Here is a 25247-nt window from a genome sequence, read left to right on the forward strand (position 1 = left end):
CATATTTCAGCAAAAGGAGAGGACGCACATGCAAGCACTCGACCGATTGAAATCATTGATTACCGAAGTAACGGAGCTCGTTGAGGCCATGAATGAGGAGGCGTTTACTCGGAAGCCGTCCATCGCGAAGTGGTCGAAGCAGGAAATTCTCGGCCATCTATGCGATTCCGCGCTGAATAACCATCAGCGATTCGTACGGTTTCTGTTGTCCGATAAACCAATCCACATTCAGGGATACACACAGGATGACTGGGTTCGTCTTCAGGGTTATCAAGACCAGTATCAGCCGGGTGAGGTTCTTACATTGTGGCGGGAGCTGAACCGGATGATCGTACGTGTCATGCAGCAGGCGGGGGAAGCTGATTTCCGCAAAAAAGGCATCCTTGACGATGGCACGGAGGTCACGCTGGCGTGGCTGTTCGATGATTATATCGAGCACATGATTCATCATAAGAAGCAGCTCGAAGCATAAGGGGATCGCAGGATATTTACCGTGATCAACCTCGGCCTGCGGTTTGTGCTGGAGATCATTTTGCTGTTTTCGCTTGTATATTGGGGTTTCCATTGCCGGTCAAGGCGTTTGGCTGAGTATCATCCTTGGGCTCGGTCTGCCGCTGCTGACTGCGGTGATCTGGGGGATGATCATCTCGCCGAAGGCACCCATCAAGCTGCGGATCGGCGGGGTCCTTCTCACTGAGGCCGTGTTGTTTGCTGCCGGGGTGCTTGCCTTGATTGACTCCGGATTCCGGGTGACCGCCTATCTATTCGGTGTAGCTGCGCTTGTGAACCGGTACATCGTTATCCGGTGGAAAATGCAGCCGTAAAAACAAAATATTCATGAATTGGGGGATTGTTTTGGCAACCATTGGTTTCGTCCGTCATGGGTTAACTGACTGGAATGCACTGGGCCGCGCCCAGGGACTTAGCGATATTCCGCTTAACGGTGAGGGAAGACAACAAGCCAAATTATTAGCTGAACGATTGAAGAACGGGCCGTGGGAGGCGATCGTTACGAGTACGTTAATTCGGGCGAGGGAGACGGCTGAGATCATTGCACATGAGCTGGGTGTACGGAATGTTATCCAGGAGCACTGCATTCGCGAGATCGATTGCGGTCTGATCGAAGGTACGACAGAAGAACAGCGGATTCAAACCTGGGGGCAGCAGTGGCGGGATCTTGATTTGAGGATGGAGCCCTATGAGGCTGTCGCGGCAAGAGGAAGCCGATTCGTGAATGACATATCGAACAAGCTTAATCACCAATACATCCTCGCAGTAAGCCATGGCGCGGTCATTGGCTTAACCTTGCAACAATTGATGCCCCATCGTTTTACAACCACCTACATGGATAATGCTTCTCTTACCGTCATCACACAAGTCGGCGACCATTGGGAATGTACGCTGTATAACGATATAAGCCATCTGCAGAAGGATAGTATTGCATATACATATGAACCGACCAACCGAAACGAGGTGTCTCCATGAGTTACCATATAAGAGTACGGCCCACGGCATTAGTGATTCAAGATGAGCGGATCCTGCTGGTCGAGTATTCGGATGCGAACGGGATTCATTACAATCTGCCCGGCGGCGGGGCAGAGCCTGGAGAGTCCATTACCGACGGCGTGCTGCGGGAGTTATATGAAGAGACATATGCCCCGCATCATCATTCCGGTAATCAAACGTCGAATATCCACACACTTTACATTGTCTTGGAATGCTACCCATAAGCTGGTTCTGTGGCCAGGCTTCCTGATCCTCCCGATCCTGACCAATCCGCCGTACGGTGGATCCCCCTTTCACAATTGGATGACATCGTGCTGTACCCCAACATCAAACAACATATTAAGAAATACGCAGCGGAACGTAAAAATATTGATTTGATTGAGGATCATCAGTTGGAGAGATATAACCAGGTGCCTTATGCAACGGAGGTAACGAGTGGAGATCTATAATATTGTCGAATTGACCCTGGAAGGGCTTAAACGAAGGCTTGATCCGCAGAACAACTTGCTTATTCAGGGACATCAAGGATATTGCGAACCGGCGACGTTCATGTTTGAACGCGGCACGGTTCAGAAGGAGATTCAAGCAAGCGGTGAGGAGCTCGGCATCGTGATTCCTTGGGATTACGAGCAATTTTTACTAAAACATAACGGGGCCAGGTTATTCATGCATCCCGAATATGGAGGCGGTATGGAGCTGTTCGGGCTGAAGCAGATTCATCAATATTACATAAACTATGATTATATAAGCATGATACCTGATGGTTGGTACCCGATCGGAACCGATAATGGAGACATGTTGTTTATTGATTCGAATCAATGCCAGGGCAGATCCTCCAGTTACCTCTATTGGACAGAAATGCTATTTGTGGACAGCGCCATAGAACTCGATTTGAATTTCGAGAGATGGTTTGAAAGGCTGATGATTTGTAATGGGGCGCACTTTTGGGAATGGAAACGGGAGACGCCGGACGGATATTATCAAAATGTGGGGAGCAGCATCGAGAATTTGAAAGTATACGAAGGAAAGAATTTCACACTAAAAATCCCTTCGAAGTAAGACCTCTATCCGCGGTCCATCAGGATACCATAACAAAACAGCTTTCACGATACCGTGTCAGCTGTTTTTTTATTCATGAATCTAGGCTGAGCGCGCACAATCTGCGTGGGAAATCATGGAAAACCGGTTGTTGGATGAACGGAAGAAGTTTACAATGAAGGAGTGGAAAATATTGTGAGGTGGAATGTGCGGTATTCCTGCTATTAGAGGTGTATGAAGTGAAGTCCACTACCCTAATTAAACGGGGTTAAGGGATTCACATAGCAATCCTTAAAAAGCATGTGGGGAGGGATGTTATGCATAATCGGACATTAGGTGCGGTATTCATCGGTATATCCGTGGTGCTCTTCGGAATTCGTAATTTGACCGCTGCCATCATAACGATAAATTCACAAGTATATATCCATTTTGATGAGGCTCTACAAGACGTAGGAAAGGCTCCTGTGATACTGAGCATAATCAGCTTGGCGATCGGATTATTTCATGTGTATGGTCCGATATTTGTTCAATGGTTTAAGAAGGATCTAGATCGGATCGAGAGCAACTGGAAAGAATTCGATGAACCCCACACTGAAGGACGGAATCCTTAGCGGCAGACAACGGATCGATGAGGGGGATGCGTCATGAATGAGGAAGCGGGCTTTTGGATACGGTTGGGGGCCTGGGTGTTGGATGCCTTGATCGTCTCTTTGCCAATAAGCATTCTATTTGGAATACTGACAGGCGATTTCGAAAATGAACCGATCAGCAATTTCTTGTTAGCGTTGTACGGCATCCTGGTACCCGCGTACTGGAATGGGTACACGATCGGGAAGCGGATATGCGGCATTCGAATTCGCAAATACGATACGCTGGATCCGCCGGGCATTGGAACGATGCTGCTCCGAAACGTCGTTGCCGGACTCGTGTATATGTTAACGTTCGGGATTGCTTTCATCATCAGCGTCTTGATGGTGGCTTGTCGGGAGGATAAGTGCGCCGTTCATGATTTCATTGCAGGCACGGAAGTTGTGAGGGGTTAGCCATGCGGAAACCTGCCTACATCAGTCTCATGATCGCATTGGTCACGCTCATGACCACTGGCTGCATTATGGACAATTCAAGCCGTGACGGGAGTGTGATACCATGAATAGCAACTGGAAAGGCATCGTATTCGACATGGACAACACGCTGCTGCGATCGAGCATTGACTTTAACGCCATGAAATGGGCGATATACTCTTTTCTTGTAGACCATCGGGTGCTCCCGCAGGACTTGTCTATGGACACCCATACGACCTCTACGGTTATCGCCGAGGCGATGGAGACCGGTCTTGTGACGGATGAACTGTCCCGGCGCATGTGGGACATCGCCAAACAGCATGAGATTAAAGGGATGGCCGGCGCAAAGCTTGAAGACGGCGCGCTGGAGCTGATCCGCAATCTACACGGAAGGCTGTATCTGTCCATTGTGACGAATAATGCGCGGGACGCAGCCTTGACGGCTTTGGAGGAGAACGGAATTGCATCGTATTTTGACCTGATCGTGGGCAGAGAACAGATGGGATCCTTAAAGCCTGCGCCGGATGGCTACTTGCGGGTGCTGGAGTTTTTTGACCATACTACTCAAGCCAATGGCTCTCTGTAGGCGATGCATGGGTGGACGGCAAAGCGTCCGAGCGTGCCGGCATACCGTTCGTTGCCTACCGGGGAGATCCCTCCAAAATGAAGCGCATGGGCGTTCAGCCACTGGCGGAGATTCAGGATATTCGGGACGTCATGGCGTTTGTGCAGTAGCATATGGGTTATGATTCGGGAAGCTATGTTTCCATTGGATTTCATAAAAAAGCTGCAAATTCTTGCTCGCGTCTCCATCTACACCCTACGGTTAGGACAAGGCTTAGACATCATCTTTTTATACTAAAGGAGGCTTATCCGGATTGAACCATCAAGCATTTATTACAGACCTGGACGGAACGCTTCTGAGGTCGGATCAGACACTCTCACCTTATACGTTGGAAACGATTGACTCCGCACTGCAACAAGATGTTGTCGTTACATTCGCGACGGCGCGCGGATATGTCAGCGCTATGCAAGTCGTTGCGGACATTCCCTGGAAGTACCCTCTGATCCTGTATAACGGAGCTTTGATCTATGACGGCCTAGAGGGGACGGTCATTGACGGCTACTGGCTGGATTACAAAATTTCGAATGACATCATTCGGATCGGAAGGAAGCATGGGCTGACGCCTTTTTATTTTTCATTGGATACGGATCACCGGGAACGCGTGCTGCATGAAACGCTTTGCCGGGAGGGAGAGACCGCATTTTATCAAAGCCGCATGAATGATCCGAGATTTATGGAGGTAGCAGCCTTGCAATGTCCGGAGAGTCACCGAACGTTGGCCCTGACGTATATTGGCCTGCTCGATGAGCTGGAGCCGATTCGCCGGGAGGTCAACGATTGTTTCGGGGATGTGGTGCATGCCCATATGATGCCGGACTATTACATAAGGAATCATTACTTTCTGGAATTCAGCCACGTGAATGGCAACAAGGGGGACGGGCTTCGCTTATGGGCGGCTCATATGGGGATCCCGCTTCGGAACACGGTCGTCTTCGGTGATCATCTCAATGATCTGGGGCTGTTTGAAGCGGGCGGCACCCGAATTGCCGTGCGGAACGCGCACGAGCGAATTCGGGAATTGGCGGATCAGATTGTCGATACGAACGATGCCGACGGGGTGGCGCACTACATCCGGAAGCAGCTGGAGCTTATAGGGACCGAGGATGAAGTACAATTGGATGCCGGTTTATAACCTTGAATCAGGAAGGAACGGAACCTATGAATAAAATTGAGGATGCTTTCGAGCCTTTCCCGGAACTTGAGACGGATCGGACCCGTCTAAGACGCATCCGCTGGGACGATCTTGAGGACATGTACAATTACTGCTCTGTACCGGAAGTATCGAAGTACACGGTGTGGAACGTCCATGAATCCCGGGAGGATACGAGGCGTTTTATCGAATTTATCATGCAGCGTTACGATCAGCAAAAGATCGGCCCCTGGGGCATCGAGGACAAGCAATCATGCGCTTTGATCGGAACCTGCAGCTTTATCCAATGGGATAACCGGAGTCAGAAGGCCGAGCTTGGTTATGTTCTCTCGAACCGTTATTGGAATCGCGGCTATATGACCGAAGCGATCGGCCGCGTGATCGAATTCGGCTTTAATCGATTGGAGCTGGTACGAATTGAGGCCAAATGCCATCCGGACAATGCGGGCTCCTTCCGGGTCATGGAGAAGACCGGCATGAAGCAGGAGGGCAGGCTGCGCTCCTATTTGAAAGTAAAGGACCGGTTCGAGGATATTTTGGTCTATTCCATCATAAACCCGTCTCTCGTGCAAAATTAACCTTTACCAGCTCCACAAACGCCGAGAACGCTTTGCTGCCAAAGCGGTCATTGCGACGAACCAGGCTGGTTGCCGCATGGCGGAACGCCTCCGGCACCGGATAACTGTTCAGCTCCGCATATTCCTCCGAAAGCACCGAACTTGGAAGGAGCGTGGACGCCAGCCCGGATCTTACGATGCTTAACAGCGTATCCAGCGACGAAACTTCAATCATGTTCGTTAAAGGGATGTTTTCGCTCCGCAGCCATGTCTCTAGCGCTTGCCGGAAAGGGCAGCCGATGGGGGAAACCACCCACTTGGTACCGGACAGATCGGGTAGGGAGGGACCGTTCCACGTTGTCAGCAGACGAATCTCATCCTGCTCGCTGTACTCGGTGACCAGCTTCGCTGAAGGAATTTCCCCGGTTACAAACGCTCCGTCCAGCTGATAATTCAGCAGCTTGGAGATGAGGTCCTGCGAGCTTCCGGTAATGAAGCTGAGGCTGACATTCGGATATTTCGCCTGGTATTCGGAGAGCGCCCGAATAAAACTGCCGCAGTGAACGGTATCGACCACCCCGATCGATAAGCTTCCGCTTGGATGCGGGGCGTCCTCCATTGCATGCACCGCTTCCTCTGAAAGCCGAATAATGGGATATGCATATTCTCGGAATAGCGTCCCCTTCTCCGTAAGCGTCACTCCATGCGGCTGCCGGTTAAACAGTAAAACCCCCAGCTCGGCTTCCAGCTTTTTGATCCGTGCCGTTACGTTGGATTGAACATATCCCAGTTCTTCAGCGGCACGCGATATGTTTCCTTCCTCTGCAATCTTCACAAAAATTTTCAGATCCGTTAATTCCACGATCCTCGCCTCCGCAAGCGGTATCAAAAAATATGATGCTGCCATAATTATCTATCATTATACTTAATTCCTGATTTTGATTACAATCACTACATCACATAACACCGGCATCTATGATGCTCGAGCCATGTGACGGAGGGGAGTGTAAAGATGAGAAAAGAATGGTGGCTTTTGTTCCTGGCGGGGGCTCTGGAGGTCGTATGGGTATCGGGGCTCAAACATTCCGAGCTGTGGTGGCACTGGCTGATAACCGTCGCCTCCATCGTATTCAGTTTTAAGGTATTTCTTGAGTCGGCGGCCAAGCTGCCGATCGGGACCGTATATGTCATTTTTACAGGCCTTGGAACGGCAGGAACCGTTATTGCCGAGATCCTCAAATTCGGAGAACCGGCCCAGCCGCTGAAGCTCCTGTTTATCGCAGGTCTGGCTGCCGGCGTGCTAGGGCTTAAGCTGGTCACGAAAGAATCCGATGCAGGCGGGGAGGAGGCTGATGCGTAATGGAATGGTTCGCCCTGGTAGGAGCTGGTCTGTGCGAGGTGCTTGGCGTTATCGCTTTGAGACGAGTAACCCTTAACCGCACGTTCGGTTCTTATCTCTTCCTGGCAATCGCCTTGGGCTCCAGCTTTCTGCTGCTGACTTTGTCCATGACAAAGATCTCCATGGGTACCGCCTATGCCATATGGACGGGGATGGGAACGGCCGGAAGCACACTGCTCGGGATGTTCGCCTTTGGGGAGCCAAGGGAAGGACGCCGGCTGTTGTTCATCGGATTGATTCTGGTCTCGGCAATCGGTCTGAAGATGCTGTCTTAAAGCGAAGGTCGCCCCCCGCATAATTTCAAAGATCGTCAGCAGGATAATGACCTCCCCGTATCGAATTTACAATCGTTTGGGTTCTATAACTTTATCGTTTAGATGCCGAATGGATGAATCGTTGTATTTTTTATATGGAAAGGGCAGGTGCATTGTCATGAAATTTAGCGAGTATCACTACGAGCGGCCTGACGTCAAAGCTTTCGAACAGAAATTCAAGGATCTGCTGGATGCCTTCACATCCGCCGGGTCATATGAAGAGCAGGATCAGGCAATGAAAGGAATCAACAAGCTTCGCAGCGAGTTCGATACGCTCCAGCAGATCGCAAGCGTTCGGCATTCGATCGATACCAACGACGAATTCTACAAAGCGGAGCAGGACTTCTTCGATGAGAACGGTCCGGTCGTTCAGGAATATATTACGGATTATTATCGGGCCCTGGTCGGCTCCAAGTTCCGCAGCGAGCTGGAGAAGAAGTGGGGCCGCCAGCTGTTCCAGCTGGCCGAGCTCTCCCTGAAGACGTTCAGTCCTGAAGTAATTGAGGACCTGCAGCAGGAGAACAAGTTGACGACGGAGTATGCGAAGCTGATCGCCTCCGCCAAAATCCAGTTCGAGGGCGAGGAGCGCACGCTGTCCCAGCTGATTCCGTTCCAGCAATCGACGGATCGCGATATGCGCAAACGCGCCATGGAAGCATCGAGCGGCTTTATGGCCGAGAACGAGGAGACCTTCGACCGCATTTATGATGATCTAGTCAAGGTGAGAACGAAAATCGCGAAGAAGCTGGGCTTCAACAATTATGTCGAGCTCGGCTATGCGCGAATGGCCCGTACCGATTACAATGCCGAGATGGTAGCGAACTTCCGGAATCAAGTGCTGGAGCATATCGTTCCGGTAGCAACGAAGCTGAAGGAGCGGCAGAAGAACCGGATCGGCGTAGACCAGCTGCTGTATTATGATGAGAACTTTGCGTTCAAAACAGGTAATGCAACGCCGAAGGGGGATCCCGAGTGGATCGTTGAGAACGGTGCGAAGATGTATGCCGAGCTGTCCCCGGAGACGAAGGAGTTCTTCACCTTCATGCAGGAGAACGGCTTGATGGACCTCGTTGCGAAGAAAGGCAAGCAAAGCGGCGGGTATTGTACCTATATCAGCGAATATGGAGCGCCATTCATCTTCTCGAACTTCAACGGAACGTCCGGGGATATTGATGTGCTTACGCATGAAGCGGGGCATGCGTTCCAGGTTTACGAGAGCCGCAGCTTCGCCGTGCCGGAGTACAGCTTCCCGACCTATGAGGCTTGCGAAATTCATTCCATGAGCATGGAGTTCTTCACATGGCCGTGGATGGATCTGTTCTTCAAGGAGGAAGTCGACAAATACCGCTTCGAACATTTGGCAAGCGGCTTGATCTTTATCCCGTATGGCGTGACGGTGGATGAATTCCAGCATTTCGTCTACGAGAATCCGGATGCGACGCCGGCTGAGCGGAAGCAGGCATGGCGCGAAATCGAGCGCAAATATTTGCCTCACCGCAATTACGCGGATAACGCGTATTTGGAACAAGGGGGCTTCTGGCATAAACAGGGGCATATTTTCAACACCCCGTTCTATTATATCGATTACACGCTGGCCCAAATCTGCGCATTCCAATTCTGGAAGAAGATGCACGAGAACCGTGAGGAAGCGTGGAAGGATTACCTGCATCTGTGCCGTCAAGGTGGCAGCAAGTCCTTCACGGAGCTGGTGAAGGTAGCGGGACTGATCTCGCCGTTTGAGGACGGCTGTGTAACCTCGGTCATCGGCAGCATTGAGGCTTGGCTCGATAGCGTGGACGATTCAACGCTCTAATAGCAATTTTCTATTAAACCTTGTACACATGCAGGAGAACAGCGGTCGGCTTCCTGGGCCTCGTTGCTTTTCCTGCATGTTCTTGAATAGAGGACGATTACATCGCATTGCAGATGCTGCTTATGAAGGGGGATATTATGCATGATTACATATAAACCGCTGAGCGAGCTTCCGGTGAAGGAAGTCTCCGAGATATGGAATCGCTCGTTCGAAGGCTATATGGTCCAGGCATCCATGCCGTTGGACCGCTTCATTGCCCGAGCAAGCCATTTAGGACTGTGTATGGAAAGATCGCTTGCCTGTTTTGTGGACGGACACCCGGCCGGCATCGTCATGAACAGCTTCCGGGAGGAGGACGGGAAGAAGCTGGCGTGGAACGGAGGAACGGCCATTGCTCCGGAGTACCGCGGGAAAGGCATTGGCATGTCCATGATGGAGCGGAACTCGGAGCTTTATGAGGAGCTTGGGATTCACCGTGCCTATCTCGAGGCAATCAGCACGAATGCTGCAGCCATCAAGCTGTATGAACGGGTAGGCTATACCGTCATCGACAGACTTTTGATTATGTCCGGCGAAGGAACGTTAACCAACAACGTTCAGGAATCTTCGGATACTTATACGGTCATCTGCGGGATGGCGGGAGAATTGAGAGCGGCTCCTTTTTACCGGTCCGGCGATGTGTGGCAGAATGATCTTCCTTGCATTCAGGACGGCGAATGCGTGCTGGTCTATGCAGGCAAGGAACTGGCTGGGTATGCTTTGTTCAAGCGAGCCTTCAACCCGAGCGGAAAGCCTGCATCGATTACGTTGTTCCGTTGTGAAGCAGCCCCTGGCCATGCCGACGCCAAGGGGGTCATTGCCTCAGCGCTGTCGGAGGTGTATCAGCCCGAGCTTACAGTGAGGCGCTCCGCCTTCAATATCCGGGCATCCCAGGACGAGTTGGTGCAGGCGCTCGAGCAGCTGGGACTTGCCACTTCCATGGAACAGGTGCTGATGGTCCGCCATTACGGGAACTGACTTGGGCGTTGCGTTCGCCCCGCATGGTTTTGAAAGGTAATCCCATAGATCGCAGGAGGTTGGATAGCAAATGAAAAGGGACATCGATTGGGACCAGTACCCTGCACTATCGAACGACATTCATTGGGGCGTTGTAAAGGCGCGGTATGTGTGCGACGACGAGCTCGATGAAGGCTTGGTCAGCAATGTGACCATCCTCCCCTTTGCGGGGGATCGGTGCGTCATCTTTCAGGTTGCGGACGGAAGCTGGGAGCTTCCTGGAGGGACGCTGGAGCCGGGAGAAGGATATATGGATGCCTTGCGCAGGGAAGTGAGGGAGGAGCTGGGCGCAGAGCTGGAATCCTTCCGGCTGATCGGACAGTTTCACTGCGAATCGAGCGCTCTCGGCCCGTTTCGGCCCCATATTCCGCACCCCCGTTTTGTTCGAGCGGTCGGTTATGGGGATGTGAGGCTCGCATTCGAGCCGCTTAACCCGGAGGGAGCCGAGCAGGTTATCGCTGTCGAGACCGTGGAGCTGGATGAAGCGGTCCGAAGGTTCGTTCAGAACGGAAGGGACGATATCGCCGACCTATACCGACTTGCTTATGCATGCAGGAAGCGGGACAGGGAAGAAGCTGACTGAAGGATATTTTATGATTAACCATACATTTAATTACGTCGTACCCTAGGAGAGTAGATATGAGAATGGAAGAGCAGCTGGTTCGTCTAATGACGGAATGTTTCGGCGGGATTCCTGTCTCTATAACGCCAATGTCGTTCGGTCATACCAATCAGGTGTTCTCCGTAGCCTTCGCTCACCGGGAGTTGATTGTCCGGACGAATACGGAGCCTGAGGTACTCGCGTATACGGGGAAAAACTTGAACATTCTCGCCGAGCTCGGCTTGCCGGTGCCGGCCGTTATTGCGGTTGATCTTACCAAGAAGCAGGTTCCGTGGGCTTACATGATCCTCGAGAAAATCCCTGGGAAGGATTTGCGCTATGAGCTTGCTGCTATGAGCAGAGAGCAGATGCGCGTGTTGGCAGGACAAATCATCTCGTTTCAACACCAAGCAGCCAAGCTCCCCGAAGGGAAAGGTTACGGATGGGTGCCCATCGGCCGTCCGGGACCGTATGCCTCGTGGTACGAAATCATTGAGCGGGACTACGACCGTCATCTTCCTCATATCCTGGATGACATCGATCAGGAGCTTATTGGCAGGCTGGCTTCCATCAAGGAGCATTATGAGCCTTACTTTAAGAGAGTCCGGCCGGTCTGTTTTCTGGATGATGTGACGATCAAGAATGTTATCGTGCGGGATGGGGAACTGCAGGGGGTCGTGGACTTCGATTTGGGTCTGTTACGGGGATCCGCTGTATTTGATCGGCCTTACCCAGACAGCCGTTGTTTCCGATATAGGTCCTGCCGGCATGCCTTATATCGAGGAGTTGTGCACCCAATGGGGCGCCGATGCGGACCAGCGGGCCGTCATCGATTTCTATTCGATGGTCCACGCGCTGCAATTTATCGGCTTTCACAAGAAGACCGGCAGCGATCCGGAGCGCAGCCGCCTTCGTTCCTTCCTGATCGATAAAATAGTCAGTATGCCAATAAAACCGCATGAGCCCAAATAGGTTCATGCGGTTCTCTGCGTTACCTCTCAGGTTAAGGCTCATGCAGTTTTTCTGCTATTCTTCTCCCGGGTTAAGGTGCACGGCTCCTGAAGGTCAACTGGACGAGAAGGCTTCCGCCGCACTGTCCGAGGAAAGACTATGAGGCGGTAAATCCGACCGGGGCTTTGTCTCTTTCCTTCGTATCGACCGCTACGTATCGAATCGCGGACAACGGAATGTACAGCATTTCATACTCATCCTTGTATTTAATGAAGGTGTCCTCTATTTCCTCAAGCGTACCTCCGCTAACGCAGCCTCCGTCAATAAAATGGACGGCCGCCTGTTGTTTCAGCAAATGCTTCAGCATCATCGTGAGCTTCACTCCTTTAATTAATGGTGTCATGGACTCATGAGCAATGGACCGGGGCATTTTGTTCACTGATCGCACCGTGTTTCATTACAGCTTGGTTACGATCTCATCAATGATCCCGTATTCCAGCGCTTCCTCTGCGGTCATGAAATAATCGCGGTCCATATCCCGTTCCACCCGTTCGGCTGGCTGCCCCGTGCGCTCGGCCGTAATTTGAACCAGCTTCTCGCGGGTCTTTAAAATCCGTTTCGCGGTAATGGCAATATCGCTGGCCTGACCTTGGACGCCCCCAAGCGGCTGATGGATCATAATCTCGCTGTTCGGAAGAGCCAGACGTTTGCCTTTCGCGCCGGCAAGCAGGAGAATCGCTCCGTATGAAGCGGCAAAGCCCGTGCAGATGGTGCTGACTTGTGGTTTGATGATCTGCATGGTATCGTAAATTCCAAAGCCTGCGGATACGGAACCTCCCGGACTGTTGATGTACATATGAATGTCTCGATCCGGATCCTCCGCCGCCAGGAACAGCAGCTGGGCAATAACACTGTTCGCCACGGCGTCGTCAATCGCCGCTCCAACGAATATAATACGGTCCTTCAGCAGTCTGGAATAAATATCGTAAGACCGCTCGCCCCGACTTGTCTGTTCAACCACATATGGTATTACGCTCATGTCTTTTCCCTCCGTATTCATTCAAGTTTCGTGATTCAGCAAGTAAACGATCCAGCCCGCGAAAAAGGTACGAAAGCAGCAGAAAAAAACTTTCGATATCGGAGTAACGATATGCAGCTTTCGTTCGTTTACTTATAAGATAACCTGACGATAATCATATACAAAGGAGTTGGCCGCCGATGACCATCTATCGACCGGGTGGCATAGAATCAGATACGGGTTACAGCCTCCCGGAGCTGAATGCAACGTTGCACCGGTACTGTCTGTCGCTTACAAGATCTGATTGGGATTCGGATGATCTCATGCAGGATACCTGGATTAAGGTGTTGGAAAATATGAAGGACCGAACCCATATGAACCCCGAGGCGCTGCTGCTGCGGATCGCAAAGAATACCTGGATTGACCGGGTGCGCAGGGAGGGTGTTTACCGCCGAATTTTGGAGGATAGACTCGATCAGATTCTTCCGAAAGTGTCCGATGCCCGGGATGAGAACGCGATCCATTTGGAAGTGACGTTCCATTTGTTGTTCAAGCATCTGTCGCCGCTGCAGCGGACGGTGCTGCTGCTTCGGGATGTGTATGAGTACAACAGCGCGGAAACGGCTGAAATACTGGGGACGACGGAAGGCGCCGTGAAGGCTGCCCTTCATCGGGCTCATAAGGTTCTCCGCGACTTGGATCCCGAAGAAGAGATGCTTCTGGACACGCCTGAGAATGAAGAGATGGCCGTAAACCTGCAAGCCTTGGCGATAGCCTACCAAACAGGCGATGTTGAGACAGCCGTCAGGCTCATCCAGTGGAACAGCAGCGAAGTCAGCGCCATCGGCGTTGCACCGCTGCAGGCTCAATCCTCATTTGCCAATACGCTGATGCCATACAGCATGAGCTATCAGCCGCAAGCGCTGATGGCGGCATAAGTTTAGACTGCATGCTGTCTCAGGCGCAGACGATGAAAACCAGAGCGGGGCTCTGGTTTTTTTGCGTTCAATCCATTATGAGAAAAATTTCATTAAATCAAACTTGTAATTTATTGGCGGAGACCCAGGCGTTATACTAGATGATATCGAATCATCTAAGAGAAAGGGAGGATGCCCGTGCATCAAGAAGTGAGTCTTTACACCATGTGCATGGTACAGGACGGTACCAAGGTGCTGCTATTAAACCGGCCGGATTCGAAGGGATTTCCCGGGTATATCGCCCCTGGAGGCAAAGTTGATTTTCCGGAAAGCATCGTGAACGGGGCGATGCGCGAAGTGCGCGAAGAGACCGGCCTTATCGTGAAAGATATTGTATATAAAGGGCTGGAGGAATCCTGCGAGCCGAACTCGGGGCATCGATACATGGTATTTAACTACTTGGCGACCTCCTTTGAAGGTGAACTGCTGGAGCAGCCCCCCGAAGGTGAACTCGTCTGGGTTGAGATCGAGGACGCGCTGAAGCTGCCGATGCAGGATTGGTTTAAGCGCAGATTCCCGCTGTTCTTTCAGGACGGAACGTTCGAGTTGAGCGAGGTATGGGATGAGAAGAACGATAGAGTAGTAGAAGAGACGTCTCGCTATTATCCAGCTAGACTTCCACTAGAGGCTGGTTAGTCCGGATCATGACAAGGGGTTGGATCGATGAAAGCGAAGGCGGCTTCCGAAAATTGCATGCGCCTCTGGAAGTGTAGAGCATCCTTGACCATCATTAGCGGACAGGAGGAATCGGGATGAACATCAGTCCGATTAATCATTTGTGCTTTTCGGTTTCAGATCTCGAGCAATCGATCGATTTTTATCGGGAAGTGTTTGGAGCCAGGCTGTTGGTAAAGGGAAGGAAGCTCGCTTATTTTGATCTGAACGGTCTTTGGATCGCCCTGAACCAGGAAGAGACGGACCGAAGCCGAATTCACCGGACATATACGCATATTGCCTTTACGATCGAGGATTGCGAATATGAACCGGCGCTGGCCAGGTTGGAAGCGCTGGGTGCTGAGATGGTCCCGGGACGCTCAAGAGATGAGCGGGACAAGAAGTCGATTTATTTTCTGGATCCCGATGGCCACATGTTCGAATTTCATACGGGTTCCTTGCAGGATCGAATAGAATATTACCGGTCCGACAAGTCCCATATGACCTTTTATGAAGAGTGAAGGAGTTCAGGGGTACGATCAAGAAGGAGGCGAGAGAGGATGATAATATTCGTTGCCGGAGCAACAGGCGTCATTGGACGGCTGCTTCTGCCGCAGCTCCTGCGTGCAGGACATGAAGTAACCGGAATGACACAAAGCAGGGAGCGCAGCTTTATGATCGAACGGTTGGGTGCTCGGGCGGTGGTAGCCGACGCTTTGGACCGGGAGCACGTGATGGAAGCCGTGGCAAGCGTGAAGCCAGATGCCATCATTCACCAGCTTACATCGCTGAGCCAATGGAATCTTGAGGACAATGCGAGAATCCGGAGGGAAGGCACGCGGCATTTGGTGGATGCTGCCTTGGCCGCAGGAGTGCCGCTTATGATCGCCCAGAGCATATCCTGGGCTTATGAGCCAGGAGATTCCCCTGCATCGGAATCGGTACCTCTTGATCTTGGTGCCGAGGATCCGAGAGGCATGACGGTTGACGGCGTGAGCGCCTTGGAGCAGGCGGTTGCCGAGATGCCGCGGCACATCATCCTTCGCTACGGCATGCTGTATGGGCCTGGTACCTGGTACGATCGCGGCGGGATCATGGCAGAGCGGATCTTGCGTCAGGAAGTTTCCGCCACGGAAGCGGTGACGTCGTTCCTTCATGTGGAAGACGCAGCGAATGCCGCAGCTCTTGCCCTAGATTGGCCGACAGGCATCTATAACATTGTGGATGACGAGCCGGCCAAAGGTACGGACTGGCTGCCTGCCTATGCTGACGCGCTTGGAGCCCCGAGGCCGGAGCTTCGGGAAGGGAAAGCTCCTTGGGAGCGGGGGGCGTCCAATGCGAAGGCCCGCGGTCAGCTGGGCTGGGTTCCCCGTTACCCGACCTGGCGGGAGGGATTCATGCTGAGCTTAGGTAGATCAAACGATATCGATGGATGAATAGGCAGAAACCATATCCTACTTTATGCCCAATTTATCCTCCGAAGGTAACGATAGACGCCCGGGCTGTCGATATAACAGATAGACCGGAAAAAAAGCCTTGCCCAGGCTAGGTACAAAGGAGAGAAATAAATGAGCTTACACAGAAAGACAACGAAGCTTGCTTTGGTCGTTGTGATGATGTTGGCGATGGTTTTTCCAACCAGCGTATTCGCCGCCTCCGGGGATGTAACATCCATTGAATTTGATACGAAAGAAAGCACCATCCACCTGATCGTAAACGAGACTACGGAGCAGCTCCGGGTGCTGGCTAACATTGAAGGAACGACTTCCAAGCGCGACGTAACCAATGAAGCGACATGGACCTCCTCCAATACGCGGATCGTCCGGGTAGACGGTGGACTTCTGACACCGCTGGAAAAGGGCTCGGCCCGAATCACGGCCAAATATAAAGGGGCCATCAAGACGATCGAAGTCAATGTTCAATACGCCATTGACGAGCTGAAGCTGGATCAGCCCGACAAAGCCGAGTACAAGCTCGGAACCGAAGGCTTGACGGTCAAAGCGTTGGCCGACGGGACAAACGATGTAACGACAGAAGCCAAATGGACCTCCTCCGACGAGAGCGTCGTGAAGGTGAATAAAGGCGAGCTGACGCTCGAAGGCCTTGGCACGGCGACCATTACGGCGGAGTACAAGGGACTCAAGGCTTCATACAGCGTGAAGGTCATCGCGCCTTACCAGAAGCTTTCGATCGTACCAGGTGAAGATCAAGAGCTGTTGGTCGGGGATGCGCCGATTGAACTGAAGGTGTACGCGAAGCAATCCGAAACGGAGAGCGGACTCGGCACGGATGTCACCGATAAGGTCAAGCTGAAATCCTCCAACCCGGCCGTTGCGGACGTGGAGGACGGCAAGCTGAAGCCGGTGGCCTTGGGGAAAGCGACCATTAGCGTCAGCTATCTGGGCACTATCGCCAAGCTTGACGTGTATGTACGCAATCCATATGAAGCATTGATTCTGGATCAGACTGATTTCGTGAAAAATCCGGTAATGTTCATGAACGAATCGGTAACAATCAAGACACTCGTTCGTAATGCGGCTACCTCTTCGATCGAAGTGAACGGAGAATGGAACTCCTCCAATCCGCTTGCCGTTACGGTAGACCAAGGCGTGCTTACTGCCCGCGCTGCGGGTACTTCCACCATTAAGGTCAGCTATCTTGGCATCAGCAAGGAATTCACCGTCAAGGTACATCCGACCGTGACGAAGTTCGAAGTGGAAGATAGCGATATCGAGCTGCTGAAGGATGAGTCCAAATCTTATCCTAAAGTTACGGGGCTTCTCCTGGATAACGAGAAGAAGGATTTCAGCGGAGAGGTTGTCTGGACTTCCAGTGACGAGAACGTGGTAACGGCAGAGAGCAGCAAGTTCAAGGCAGTCGATGCAGGAACCGCTACTTTGACCGGAAAGATCGGTTCGAAAGAGGTAGCCACGGTTCACGTTACGGTGAACGAGCGCGTCCTGGTTCTATTGCCTGAAATTGAAGAGTACCAGCTGGTCATCGGCAAAACCGAGACGCTGCCGAAAGTGAACGCCGTATTTGAAGACGGCGTGGAGAAGGATGTAACCTCCTTGGTCGAATGGTCGCTTACAGGTTCCTCTGCGGCTGCGGTCATCAAGGACGGTACGATTAAAGGCTTGACCAAGGGTTCAACCACGCTGAAAGGAACCTATCTTAACAAGGATGTCAAGATTCCGGTTGCCGTTGAGCAGGAAGTGGTCAAGATCGTTGTAGAGCCGGAAACGATTGACCTTAACATTAAGAAGTCCAAATCGCTCAAGGCAACAGGCTATTTCAGCAACGGGAAGACCATCTCGCTCTCCTCCAAAATGAACTGGACCTCTTCCGATACATCCATCGTGACGGTGTCCAGAACATCGGTGAAAGCGGTGGCCGAAGGAACGGCAACCATTACGGGGTCTTATCAAGGTAAAGAAGTTAAGGTGAAAGTCAATGTTGTGCCGAAGCTGAAGAAATTGACCGCCAGCGACAAGCGGCTGGACCTGAAGCCGGGAGATATCAAGACGGTTACGGTAACCGCAGAGTATGACACGGGTGCAACGGCCAATGCTGCGGATCAGGTCGTATGGACGACAAGCAATGCCAGCGTTGCCAAAGTGACAAACGGACGAATCGAGGCGATTGCCAAAGGAACTGCCCGAATTAAAGGCAAATTCGACTCGAAGACCGTCAGCATTACCGTTTATGTAAAATAAGAGAAAAGCAGCAGCCCGCCTCAAACCATGAGGCGGGCTGCTGCTTGTTCTGGCCTGATGCGCAGCGGCGGCCGGCGGCAATCGTCCAGGGCCGTGCCATTACACTGACCTGGACTAGCAGAAGTACGATTAAAACCGATTTAGTCCTGGAATTATGATAGGTGGAATGATAGAATCTTCTCAAATTGGAACGAAGTGATTTCTTCGACCGTATTGAGAGAAAGTGAGGGAGGGAGCGATGAACATGGTGACCGTGTTTCAGTATGATGCGTTTTCGATCGTGCCCGGCAAGGGGAATCCTGCCGGAGTCGTGCTTGATGCGGATCATTTGACGGAGGAAGACATGCTGGAAATTGCCAAACAGGTCGGTTTTAATGAAACAACGTTTGTCATGCGATCGGATCAGGCGGATGTTCGGCTGCGTTATTTTACGCCTGGTCATGAAATGAATCTATGCGGCCATGCGACGATGGCATCCATGTATGCGCTCAAGACGCGAGGGCTGTTGTCTTCGAAGGAAACATATTCGATCGAGACGAAGGCGGGCGTACTGCCGGTCACATTCGGAGATACCGACATGCAGCCCAGCATCACGATGAAGCAGGATTCTCCACAGTTTGTCGAATTCGAAGGCGATGTGGACATGCTGGCTTCAGCGATTGGACTGCATCGAGACGAGCTTGATCTGACGAAGCCGATTGTGTACGGCAGTACCGGGATCTGGACGCTGTTAATACCCGTGAAGAAGCTTGATAGCTTCAGCCGGATGATTCCGGACAATCGCAAATTTCCGGAGATTCTGACGCAGAATCCGAAAGCCTCCCTGCATCCTTTCTGCATGGAAACGATAGATCCATCCGCGCTGATGCATGCGAGGCACTTCTCGTCCCCTTATTCCGGCACGATCGAAGATCCTGTTACCGGAACCGCATCGGGTGTTATGGGCGCATACTATCTGACCTATGTACAGCCTGAATGGCCAACCATTCAGATGATGGTTGAGCAGGGACAGGAGATCGGCAAAGATGGACGGGTCCAGGTTACGGTTAACCGCGGTTTCGGGGAAATGGACGTATACATAACGGGAACGGCGGTTTTCGTACGGGATATCGAAGTGGATCCGGAGAAGGATTAAACCATGCCTGATTTAAAGCTGCAAGGAGTGCAAAACAGATGCATAGACAAGAAGAAATCCATATCAAACCCAAATTAACTAAAATTTTATTAGGTTCCCTCCTCTTCGTCGCGCTCGGAATCTTTATGCTATATGCTGGTTTAGAGGATCGGTTGATTGTTCTGGTGATCGCTGGATTCATCTGTACGGCATTTTTCGGAGCGATGCTGGTCTTTTCGATGAGTAAGATCCTGCAGCGTAAACCGGCGCTGGTCATTAATGATGAGGGAATTATCGATCGTTCCTCCTATGTAAGCGTTGGGGCGATTCCATGGAATGAGATTAAAAGCATCGATATTTACCAAGTCATGAATGAGCGGTTTATTGGAATCGAGGTGCATCATCCGGATGAGATTCTGGCTAGGTTGCCTGAGTGGAAGCAGAAGCTGATGAGAATGAATAAAATGATGACGAATGCAACCGTCCATCTATCGGCCTCGGGGCTTTCCTGCAATTTGAACGAGCTGTTTCTAACGCTGTACCGGAGGTGGAAGATCTCCAAAAATGACGATATCACCGAAATGACGGAGGTTGTGAACCATGAAGAGCTTCAAGCCTGAGATGGATACGGATGCAGCCATAAGCCATCTCCGGGCAATTGAGGGTGAGCATATAACGAACGTTAGTCCCATCGAGATGGGAGAGCTCAGCAGGGTATTCCGTTATGAAAAAGACGGCAAAGCGTATGTCATTCATTTCAAGGATAATCGCGACAGTCTGGAGAAAGAACGATGGATCCATGATCGGTATGGGGCAGTATATGGCTTGCCCGTCCCGAAGGTATACAAGATCGGAAACGCAGGCACCATCCATTATTCGATCTCGGATCAAATGCCGGGGGTGCCTATCAGCACGCTTCAGCCGACTTCCATCCGTCAAGTCATTCCCGACCTGATCGGGCAGTATCTTCGCCTTCACCGGATTACGGCAGGCAATAACAGCGAAGGTTACGGCTGGATCACGCCTGAGGGCAAGGCAGCGCATGGCACGTGGACCGATTACCTTAAGGCTACCTTCGACAAGGACCAGGGAGGATTTTACGAGGGCTGGACCGAGCTGTTTGACAGCAGCTTTTTGGAGAAGGACGTCTTCTACAGCTTGTATGACAAAATGGTAGAGCTTGCTGCATATGCGCCGCAAGAGCGTTATCTCGTGCACGGGGATTTTCATTTAGGCAATATGCTGGCGGCGGAGGATCAGGTATCCGGAATCGTGGACTGGGAAATGGCCATGTACGGCGATTTCATGTTCGATGTTGCGGTCATGGATTTATGGGCGCCTCAGCTTGAGTTTCCCAAACGTTTGAAGATGGCAGTCGAGCAACAAGGTGACGACATTCCGCATTTCCGTGAGCGGCTGCTCTGTTATCAAATATTCAAGGGAATCGACGGGCTTCGGTTCTATGCCAAGAAGGATCATGAACCCAGCTATCGGTTTATGAAAGAACGTATCATGTCGCTGCTCTCGGAATAGTGAGTATCCCAGAATCTGATCGGCAAATATCTCCTCATCTTGTACCGAACTCTCGGTTATGTCCAAGCAGGCGTTATCCCGGACTTTGCCATTTCGTCGGCAAGCTGGATGAAACGGTGCTATACTCTAAGCGTCTATAGGAGGAAGCTCCGATAGAACTAAAAGACCTGCCGACTACGGCAGGTTTTTTTAGTTTCGTTTTCTTTTGTTTTCTAGCGGGTACCAGCTTAATCAATTGAACTTAGCCCTATGAAATTAGCCCAATTAAGCTCAATCGATTATCGCTCGCAGGCGATTTTATCCTTGTCACGATCCCTGGCTGTGTTGGCGTCATACAGCGCTTTGGACACAAAAGGCTTGTATTTCGTCTTGCCGCCTTTGTTCTTGACGGATGCGGACCGGGCAACGCCTCCAGGGTAATCTTTATTCATCTCTTTGCAGTTTTTGTATTTTTTCACTTCGGTGGATTTGGCATCTGCAATACCAGTGCTGGTATGACCCAGTGCAAGAGTAGTGAGCAGAGCAGCCGAGAGCAGAATGGTTATCTTTTTCTTCATGACAATCGAACTCCTTTATGTATCAATCCATTAATGATTATTTCATCCTTATCATAGTAGGTGTTTCCAAATATATCAATATGCAGGTGCAAGTACCGGTGTAGTACTCTGAGAAGAGCAAATTCTGACCTTGTTCCGAACGTGGTATACTGTTGTGTAACAAGCGAGAAAGAAAGGGATTGGACGGATGAGCAACCGGTTGACGGAACGAATCATTAAACAGTGGTGCGGAAAAGCCTCCTATGAGAAGGGGCATCAGCTATACCGGGGCGGCAGGGTTCACATGCTGAAGCGGGACCCCGATAACCGGATATATGATGCGGAGGTTGCGGATCGAACATCCAGGATCGTCCGGATCCGGATCGATGAAGAAGGAGATATCATTGCGGAATGCAGCTGCGGACTCCATCATTCAACGTCGCATCGATGCAATCACATGGCAGCCGTGCTGCTGACAATCCAGGAGCTGGAGCAACCAAGTGACGGTGACGAACGGAAGTACCCGTCCCTGCTGCATGGTACGAAGCCTGGAGAAGAAGAGAACGGGCTGCTAACCCCGCGTGCTAAGGGCAATTCGTTCATGGCAGCGGACGATTGGGAGATGGATCCCCAGATCGGCCATCGGCTGCTCGGTCTGTTCGCCGATCCGGGGTATCGGCATTCCAGTGCCGCCTCACGTTTTGACACAAGGGAGACCTTGCAGGCGGAATTTATCTTAAAGCTGATTCCATTTAGCAGCGGAAAGAATCGGTTGGGCATGGAAATGAGAGTCGGCCAGAAGCGGCTGTACGCGGTGCACCGGATTCGCGATTTTCTGGAATGTGTTAGAAGACTGGAGCCGTGCACGTTTACAAAGAACTTCGCCTATGATCCGGAGCGGCATGGATTTAAGAAGGAGGATGACGACCTGCTCCAGGAGCTGATCCGTATTTACGACCATGAGCGTATGGTTCAGCAGACGTTCGGCTTTTACGGTCCCCCCGGCAAAAAGGCCGGGAGTGAGCGGATGCTCTTCATCCCGCCCTCGTTCTGGCCAAAGATCAAAGCGCTGGCGGCTGCGTCCGGAAGCTGTCTGCTGTCGGTCGACGGGATCCTGACGGACAAGCTGCAGGCTTACGAGGAGCCGCTCCCGATCCGGTTTGAAGTGGAGTCGTCCGCAGATACGCAATACGTGATGCATGTTCAAGGACTGGACCGGCTGTTGATTCTGGAGGAATACGGAGCCGCCGTCGTTGACGGGAAGCTTGCCGAGCTGACGCCCGAAGATGGGGCCAGACTATCCGAGATGAAAGAGCTGCTCGAGCGTACGTATCCGCCTGCTGTCCCGATCTCGGGGGCCGTCATGGAATCCATGATGGAGAAGGTAATCCCCGGGCTTATGAAGCTTGGCAGCGTCCATATCGCGAAGTCCGTATCCGACAAAATGATTCGCTCTCCGCTCAAAGCCAAGCTGTACCTTGATCGGGTAAGAGGGCGCTTGCTGGCCGGGCTGGATTTTCAATACGGCGATATTGTAATCAATCCGCTCGACGGAAACCGTGCAGCGCACGATGGCGGTGCCATTCTCGTCCGGGACGGAGAACGGGAACAGCAGATCCTGCGCCTCATGGAGGAGGCCGATTTCGCCAAAACGGACGGCGGATACTATATGAACGACGAGGATGCGGAATTTGATTTTCTGCACCATATCGTTCCCGAGCTGGAGAAGCTGCTTACGGTATATGCCACGTCAGCCGTGAAGGAGCGAATATTCCGGGAGCATGCTGCGCCGAAATTGAAAGTGGACATCGATGAGCGGACCGATTGGCTGGAGCTGAAGTTTGAGCTTGACGGCATACCGGAATCCGAGATTCGAAGCTTGATCCGCTCGCTCGAGGAGAAGCGGAAATATCACCGTCTTCCAAGCGGTGCGCTGATGCCCTTGGAGGGCGAGGCATTGCAGGCGATCATAGCGGCCATGAACCGGTTAGGGGCATGGAAGGGCTATAAGGAGAACGGTACAGCCAGATTGCCGGCCGTTCAAGGACTGCAGCTGCTGGGCTGGGAGAGCGCGTCGTCATCAGTCCAGCTCGGCAAATCGCTCAGACGAATGCTTCAGCATGTCAAACATCCCGACGATCTGGACTTCCCGGTACCGCCAAGCCTCGAGCCGGTCTTGAGAGATTACCAGAAGTATGGATACCAGTGGATGCGCACCTTGGCCCACTACCGGTTCGGCGGAATATTGGCTGATGATATGGGTCTTGGAAAAACGGTCCAGAGCATCGCGTTCATGCTGTCCCTTCTTCCGGAAATTCGAAAGGCTGGAGAACCCGTCCTGATCGTGGCCCCGGCTTCTCTGCTATATAATTGGCAGAGCGAGCTTGCCCGGTTCGCGCCGGAGATTCGAGCGGCCGTCATGGACGGCTCCCGGCTTGAACGGAAGAAGCTGATTCGCAGTGAAGGGGAGGCGGATGTATGGATCACCTCGTATCAGCTGCTTCGCATGGACATGGCCGATTATGCCAAACGGATGTTCCACGCCGCGATATTTGACGAAGCCCAAGCCTTTAAGAATGATGCGACGCAGACTGCACAGGCGGTGAAGACGATCAGCAGCCGGTACCGGTTTGCCTTGACCGGCACTCCGATGGAAAATCGGATGGAAGAGCTCTGGTCCATCTATGATGCGGTATTCCCTGCCTTGTTCGGTGGACGAAAAGCTTTTCAGGATTTGCCGAGGGAGACGGTCGCAACACGGATCCGACCTTTCTTGCTGCGGAGGCTGAAGTCGGATGTGCTGAAAGAGCTGCCGGATAAAATCGAGACACTGCAGTCTTCAGCACTCCTGCTGGAGCAGAAAAAGCTGTATACGGCTTATTTGGCCAAGCTAAGACAAGAGACGCTGAAGCATCTCGCCAAGGACGGCTTCCAGAAGAGCCGAATCCGGATATTGGCCGGCTTGACCCGCCTGCGGCAAATATGCTGTCACCCTGCATTGTTCGTGGAAGGCTATGAGGGCAACTCCGCGAAGTTCGAGCAGCTGCTGGAGACGCTCGCCGAATGCCTCCATGGGGGAAGACGCGTCCTCGTCTTCTCGCAGTTCACCACCATGCTGAAGCTGATCAGCCAGGAGCTGGGACGGCGCGGGGTGCCGTTCTTCTACCTCGATGGACAGACCCCACCGGCCGAGCGGGCCTCGCTGTGCAGCCGCTTCAACGAAGGCGAGCGCGAGATCTTTCTGATCTCCTTGAAGGCCGGGGGAACAGGGCTTAATCTGACCGGAGCGGATACGGTCATCCTCTATGATCTGTGGTGGAATCCGGCGGTTGAGGAACAGGCGGCCGACCGGGCGCACCGGATCGGACAGAAGAAAATCGTACAGGTGATCCGGATGGTAGCCAGGGATACCATTGAGGATAAGATGATAACCTTGCAGCAGAAGAAAAAGGATCTGATCGACGAGGTCATCCAATCGGGTGAGGATTGGCTCCCGAGCTGGACCGAGGAGGATATCCGGGAGCTGTTGATGCTCCAGCCATAAGACATGGGAAATGGGCCGAGCGCTTCGCTGCTGTCCGATGCTGCGATTTCAGACTAGATTCCTATAGGGAAACGATAAGGCGGT

30 protein-coding genes are annotated in these 25247 nt (G+C 52.1%); 26 read left to right on the plus strand and 4 right to left on the minus strand.

Translation table 11 applies throughout. The annotated features are described in order from the left end of the window. Positions 1-28: 28 nt before the first annotated feature. The 11 genes from BBD41_RS23925 to BBD41_RS23970 all read left to right on the plus strand — a co-directional run bounded on the left by BBD41_RS23925 (position 29) and on the right by BBD41_RS23970 (position 5958). The gene (locus BBD41_RS23925; protein WP_099479031.1) at positions 29-472 is read left to right on the plus strand and encodes a DinB family protein; all 444 of its coding nucleotides are present in this window, start codon (positions 29-31) and stop codon (positions 470-472) included. A gap of 73 nt (positions 473-545) precedes the next feature. After that, positions 546-824 (plus strand): YrdB family protein, encoded by a 279-nt coding sequence (locus BBD41_RS23930; RefSeq protein WP_237086897.1) that lies wholly within the window; start codon positions 546-548, stop codon positions 822-824. 31 nt (positions 825-855) lie between these two features. Continuing rightward, positions 856-1485: a histidine phosphatase family protein gene (locus BBD41_RS23935; RefSeq protein WP_099479033.1), complete on the plus strand. Its 630-nt coding sequence runs from the start codon at positions 856-858 to the stop codon at positions 1483-1485. After that, positions 1482-1730 carry an NUDIX domain-containing protein gene (locus BBD41_RS30715; RefSeq protein WP_418304237.1) on the plus strand — a complete coding sequence of 83 codons (249 nt, stop codon included), beginning with the start codon at positions 1482-1484 and terminating at the stop codon, positions 1728-1730. Before BBD41_RS23935 ends, BBD41_RS30715 begins: the two co-directional genes overlap by 4 nt. Before the next feature lie 211 nt (positions 1731-1941). Further along, positions 1942-2565: an SMI1/KNR4 family protein gene (locus tag BBD41_RS23945; RefSeq protein ID WP_099479035.1), complete on the plus strand. Its 624-nt coding sequence runs from the start codon at positions 1942-1944 to the stop codon at positions 2563-2565. Positions 2566-2861: 296 nt separating this feature from the next. After that, positions 2862-3155 carry an ATP synthase subunit B family protein gene (locus BBD41_RS23950; protein WP_099479036.1) on the plus strand — a complete coding sequence of 98 codons (294 nt, stop codon included), beginning with the start codon at positions 2862-2864 and terminating at the stop codon, positions 3153-3155. Positions 3156-3188: 33 nt separating this feature from the next. After that, a complete protein-coding gene (locus BBD41_RS23955) occupies positions 3189-3587 on the plus strand; it encodes an RDD family protein (RefSeq protein WP_099479039.1) in 399 nt (132 codons plus the stop codon). A gap of 103 nt (positions 3588-3690) precedes the next feature. Continuing rightward, positions 3691-4191 (plus strand): HAD family hydrolase, encoded by a 501-nt coding sequence (locus BBD41_RS23960; RefSeq protein ID WP_237086899.1) that lies wholly within the window; start codon positions 3691-3693, stop codon positions 4189-4191. A gap of 11 nt (positions 4192-4202) precedes the next feature. Then, positions 4203-4340, plus strand: coding sequence for a hypothetical protein (locus tag BBD41_RS30365; RefSeq protein WP_237086900.1), 138 nt, complete (start codon positions 4203-4205; stop codon positions 4338-4340). 143 nt (positions 4341-4483) lie between these two features. Continuing rightward, positions 4484-5362 carry a Cof-type HAD-IIB family hydrolase gene (locus tag BBD41_RS23965; protein WP_099479041.1) on the plus strand — a complete coding sequence of 293 codons (879 nt, stop codon included), beginning with the start codon at positions 4484-4486 and terminating at the stop codon, positions 5360-5362. A gap of 26 nt (positions 5363-5388) precedes the next feature. Beyond that, on the plus strand, positions 5389-5958 hold the full coding sequence (locus BBD41_RS23970) for a GNAT family N-acetyltransferase (protein WP_099479043.1): 570 nt from the start codon (positions 5389-5391) through the stop codon (positions 5956-5958). On the opposite strand, the gene BBD41_RS23975 is transcribed toward BBD41_RS23970, so the two are convergent. Next, a complete protein-coding gene (locus BBD41_RS23975) occupies positions 5930-6799 on the minus strand; it encodes a LysR family transcriptional regulator (RefSeq protein WP_099479045.1) in 870 nt (289 codons plus the stop codon). The genes BBD41_RS23970 and BBD41_RS23975 overlap by 29 nt on opposite strands. A 150-nt stretch (positions 6800-6949) precedes the next feature. Between BBD41_RS23975 and BBD41_RS23980 the strand changes: the two genes are divergently transcribed. From BBD41_RS23980 to BBD41_RS24005, 6 genes are all read left to right on the plus strand, one after another. Further along, complete coding sequence (locus BBD41_RS23980) at positions 6950-7297, plus strand: DMT family transporter (RefSeq protein WP_099479046.1); 348 nt, start codon at positions 6950-6952, stop codon at positions 7295-7297. Next, positions 7297-7611, plus strand: coding sequence for a DMT family transporter (locus BBD41_RS23985; protein WP_099479048.1), 315 nt, complete (start codon positions 7297-7299; stop codon positions 7609-7611). The genes BBD41_RS23980 and BBD41_RS23985 overlap by 1 nt, the downstream gene beginning before the upstream one ends. Positions 7612-7768: 157 nt before the next feature. Then, complete coding sequence (locus BBD41_RS23990) at positions 7769-9463, plus strand: M3 family oligoendopeptidase (protein ID WP_099479050.1); 1695 nt, start codon at positions 7769-7771, stop codon at positions 9461-9463. Between the two features lie 141 nt (positions 9464-9604). Beyond that, positions 9605-10480, plus strand: a complete 876-nt coding sequence (locus tag BBD41_RS23995; protein ID WP_099479052.1) for a GNAT family N-acetyltransferase — start codon at positions 9605-9607, stop codon at positions 10478-10480. A gap of 70 nt (positions 10481-10550) precedes the next feature. Then, positions 10551-11102, plus strand: coding sequence for an NUDIX hydrolase (locus tag BBD41_RS24000; RefSeq protein WP_099479054.1), 552 nt, complete (start codon positions 10551-10553; stop codon positions 11100-11102). 56 nt (positions 11103-11158) lie between these two features. Next, entirely contained in the window at positions 11159-12052 is an 894-nt protein-coding gene (locus BBD41_RS24005) for a phosphotransferase family protein (RefSeq protein WP_237086902.1), read from the plus strand. Between the two features lie 176 nt (positions 12053-12228). On the opposite strand, the gene BBD41_RS24010 is transcribed toward BBD41_RS24005, so the two are convergent. Next, the gene (locus tag BBD41_RS24010; RefSeq protein ID WP_007127987.1) at positions 12229-12441 is read right to left on the minus strand and encodes a hypothetical protein; all 213 of its coding nucleotides are present in this window, start codon (positions 12439-12441) and stop codon (positions 12229-12231) included. Positions 12442-12528: 87 nt separating this feature from the next. Next, on the minus strand, positions 12529-13110 hold the full coding sequence (gene clpP / locus BBD41_RS24015; protein ID WP_007127988.1) for an ATP-dependent Clp endopeptidase proteolytic subunit ClpP: 582 nt from the start codon (positions 13108-13110) through the stop codon (positions 12529-12531). Between the two features lie 179 nt (positions 13111-13289). On the opposite strand from clpP, the gene BBD41_RS24020 reads away from it, so the two are divergent. The 8 genes from BBD41_RS24020 (at position 13290) to BBD41_RS24055 (ending at position 21083) form a co-directional block, all read left to right on the plus strand. Beyond that, positions 13290-14027 (plus strand): RNA polymerase sigma factor, encoded by a 738-nt coding sequence (locus tag BBD41_RS24020; protein WP_099479056.1) that lies wholly within the window; start codon positions 13290-13292, stop codon positions 14025-14027. Between the two features lie 204 nt (positions 14028-14231). After that, positions 14232-14702 carry an 8-oxo-dGTP diphosphatase gene (locus tag BBD41_RS24025; protein WP_418304260.1) on the plus strand — a complete coding sequence of 157 codons (471 nt, stop codon included), beginning with the start codon at positions 14232-14234 and terminating at the stop codon, positions 14700-14702. 116 nt (positions 14703-14818) lie between these two features. Next, positions 14819-15241, plus strand: a complete 423-nt coding sequence (gene fosB, locus BBD41_RS24030) for a metallothiol transferase FosB (RefSeq protein WP_099479060.1) — start codon at positions 14819-14821, stop codon at positions 15239-15241. A gap of 39 nt (positions 15242-15280) precedes the next feature. After that, positions 15281-16156, plus strand: a complete 876-nt coding sequence (locus BBD41_RS24035) for an NAD-dependent epimerase/dehydratase family protein (protein WP_099479062.1) — start codon at positions 15281-15283, stop codon at positions 16154-16156. 132 nt (positions 16157-16288) lie between these two features. After that, a complete protein-coding gene (locus tag BBD41_RS24040) occupies positions 16289-18436 on the plus strand; it encodes an Ig-like domain-containing protein (RefSeq protein WP_099479065.1) in 2148 nt (715 codons plus the stop codon). Positions 18437-18674: 238 nt separating this feature from the next. Next, positions 18675-19571 carry a PhzF family phenazine biosynthesis isomerase gene (locus BBD41_RS24045; RefSeq protein WP_167392990.1) on the plus strand — a complete coding sequence of 299 codons (897 nt, stop codon included), beginning with the start codon at positions 18675-18677 and terminating at the stop codon, positions 19569-19571. A gap of 38 nt (positions 19572-19609) precedes the next feature. Further along, positions 19610-20170, plus strand: coding sequence for an STM3941 family protein (locus BBD41_RS24050; RefSeq protein WP_099479067.1), 561 nt, complete (start codon positions 19610-19612; stop codon positions 20168-20170). Beyond that, positions 20151-21083 carry a phosphotransferase family protein gene (locus BBD41_RS24055; protein ID WP_099479069.1) on the plus strand — a complete coding sequence of 311 codons (933 nt, stop codon included), beginning with the start codon at positions 20151-20153 and terminating at the stop codon, positions 21081-21083. The genes BBD41_RS24050 and BBD41_RS24055 overlap by 20 nt, the downstream gene beginning before the upstream one ends. 278 nt (positions 21084-21361) lie before the next feature. On the opposite strand, the gene BBD41_RS24060 is transcribed toward BBD41_RS24055, so the two are convergent. After that, the gene (locus BBD41_RS24060; protein ID WP_099479071.1) at positions 21362-21640 is read right to left on the minus strand and encodes an excalibur calcium-binding domain-containing protein; all 279 of its coding nucleotides are present in this window, start codon (positions 21638-21640) and stop codon (positions 21362-21364) included. A gap of 187 nt (positions 21641-21827) precedes the next feature. On the opposite strand from BBD41_RS24060, the gene BBD41_RS24065 reads away from it, so the two are divergent. Further along, positions 21828-25163: a DEAD/DEAH box helicase gene (locus BBD41_RS24065; protein ID WP_099479073.1), complete on the plus strand. Its 3336-nt coding sequence runs from the start codon at positions 21828-21830 to the stop codon at positions 25161-25163. Positions 25164-25247 lie beyond the last annotated feature (84 nt).

Source organism: Paenibacillus ihbetae (assembly GCF_002741055.1).
Taxonomy (GTDB): domain Bacteria; phylum Bacillota; class Bacilli; order Paenibacillales; family Paenibacillaceae; genus Paenibacillus_AQ; species Paenibacillus_AQ ihbetae.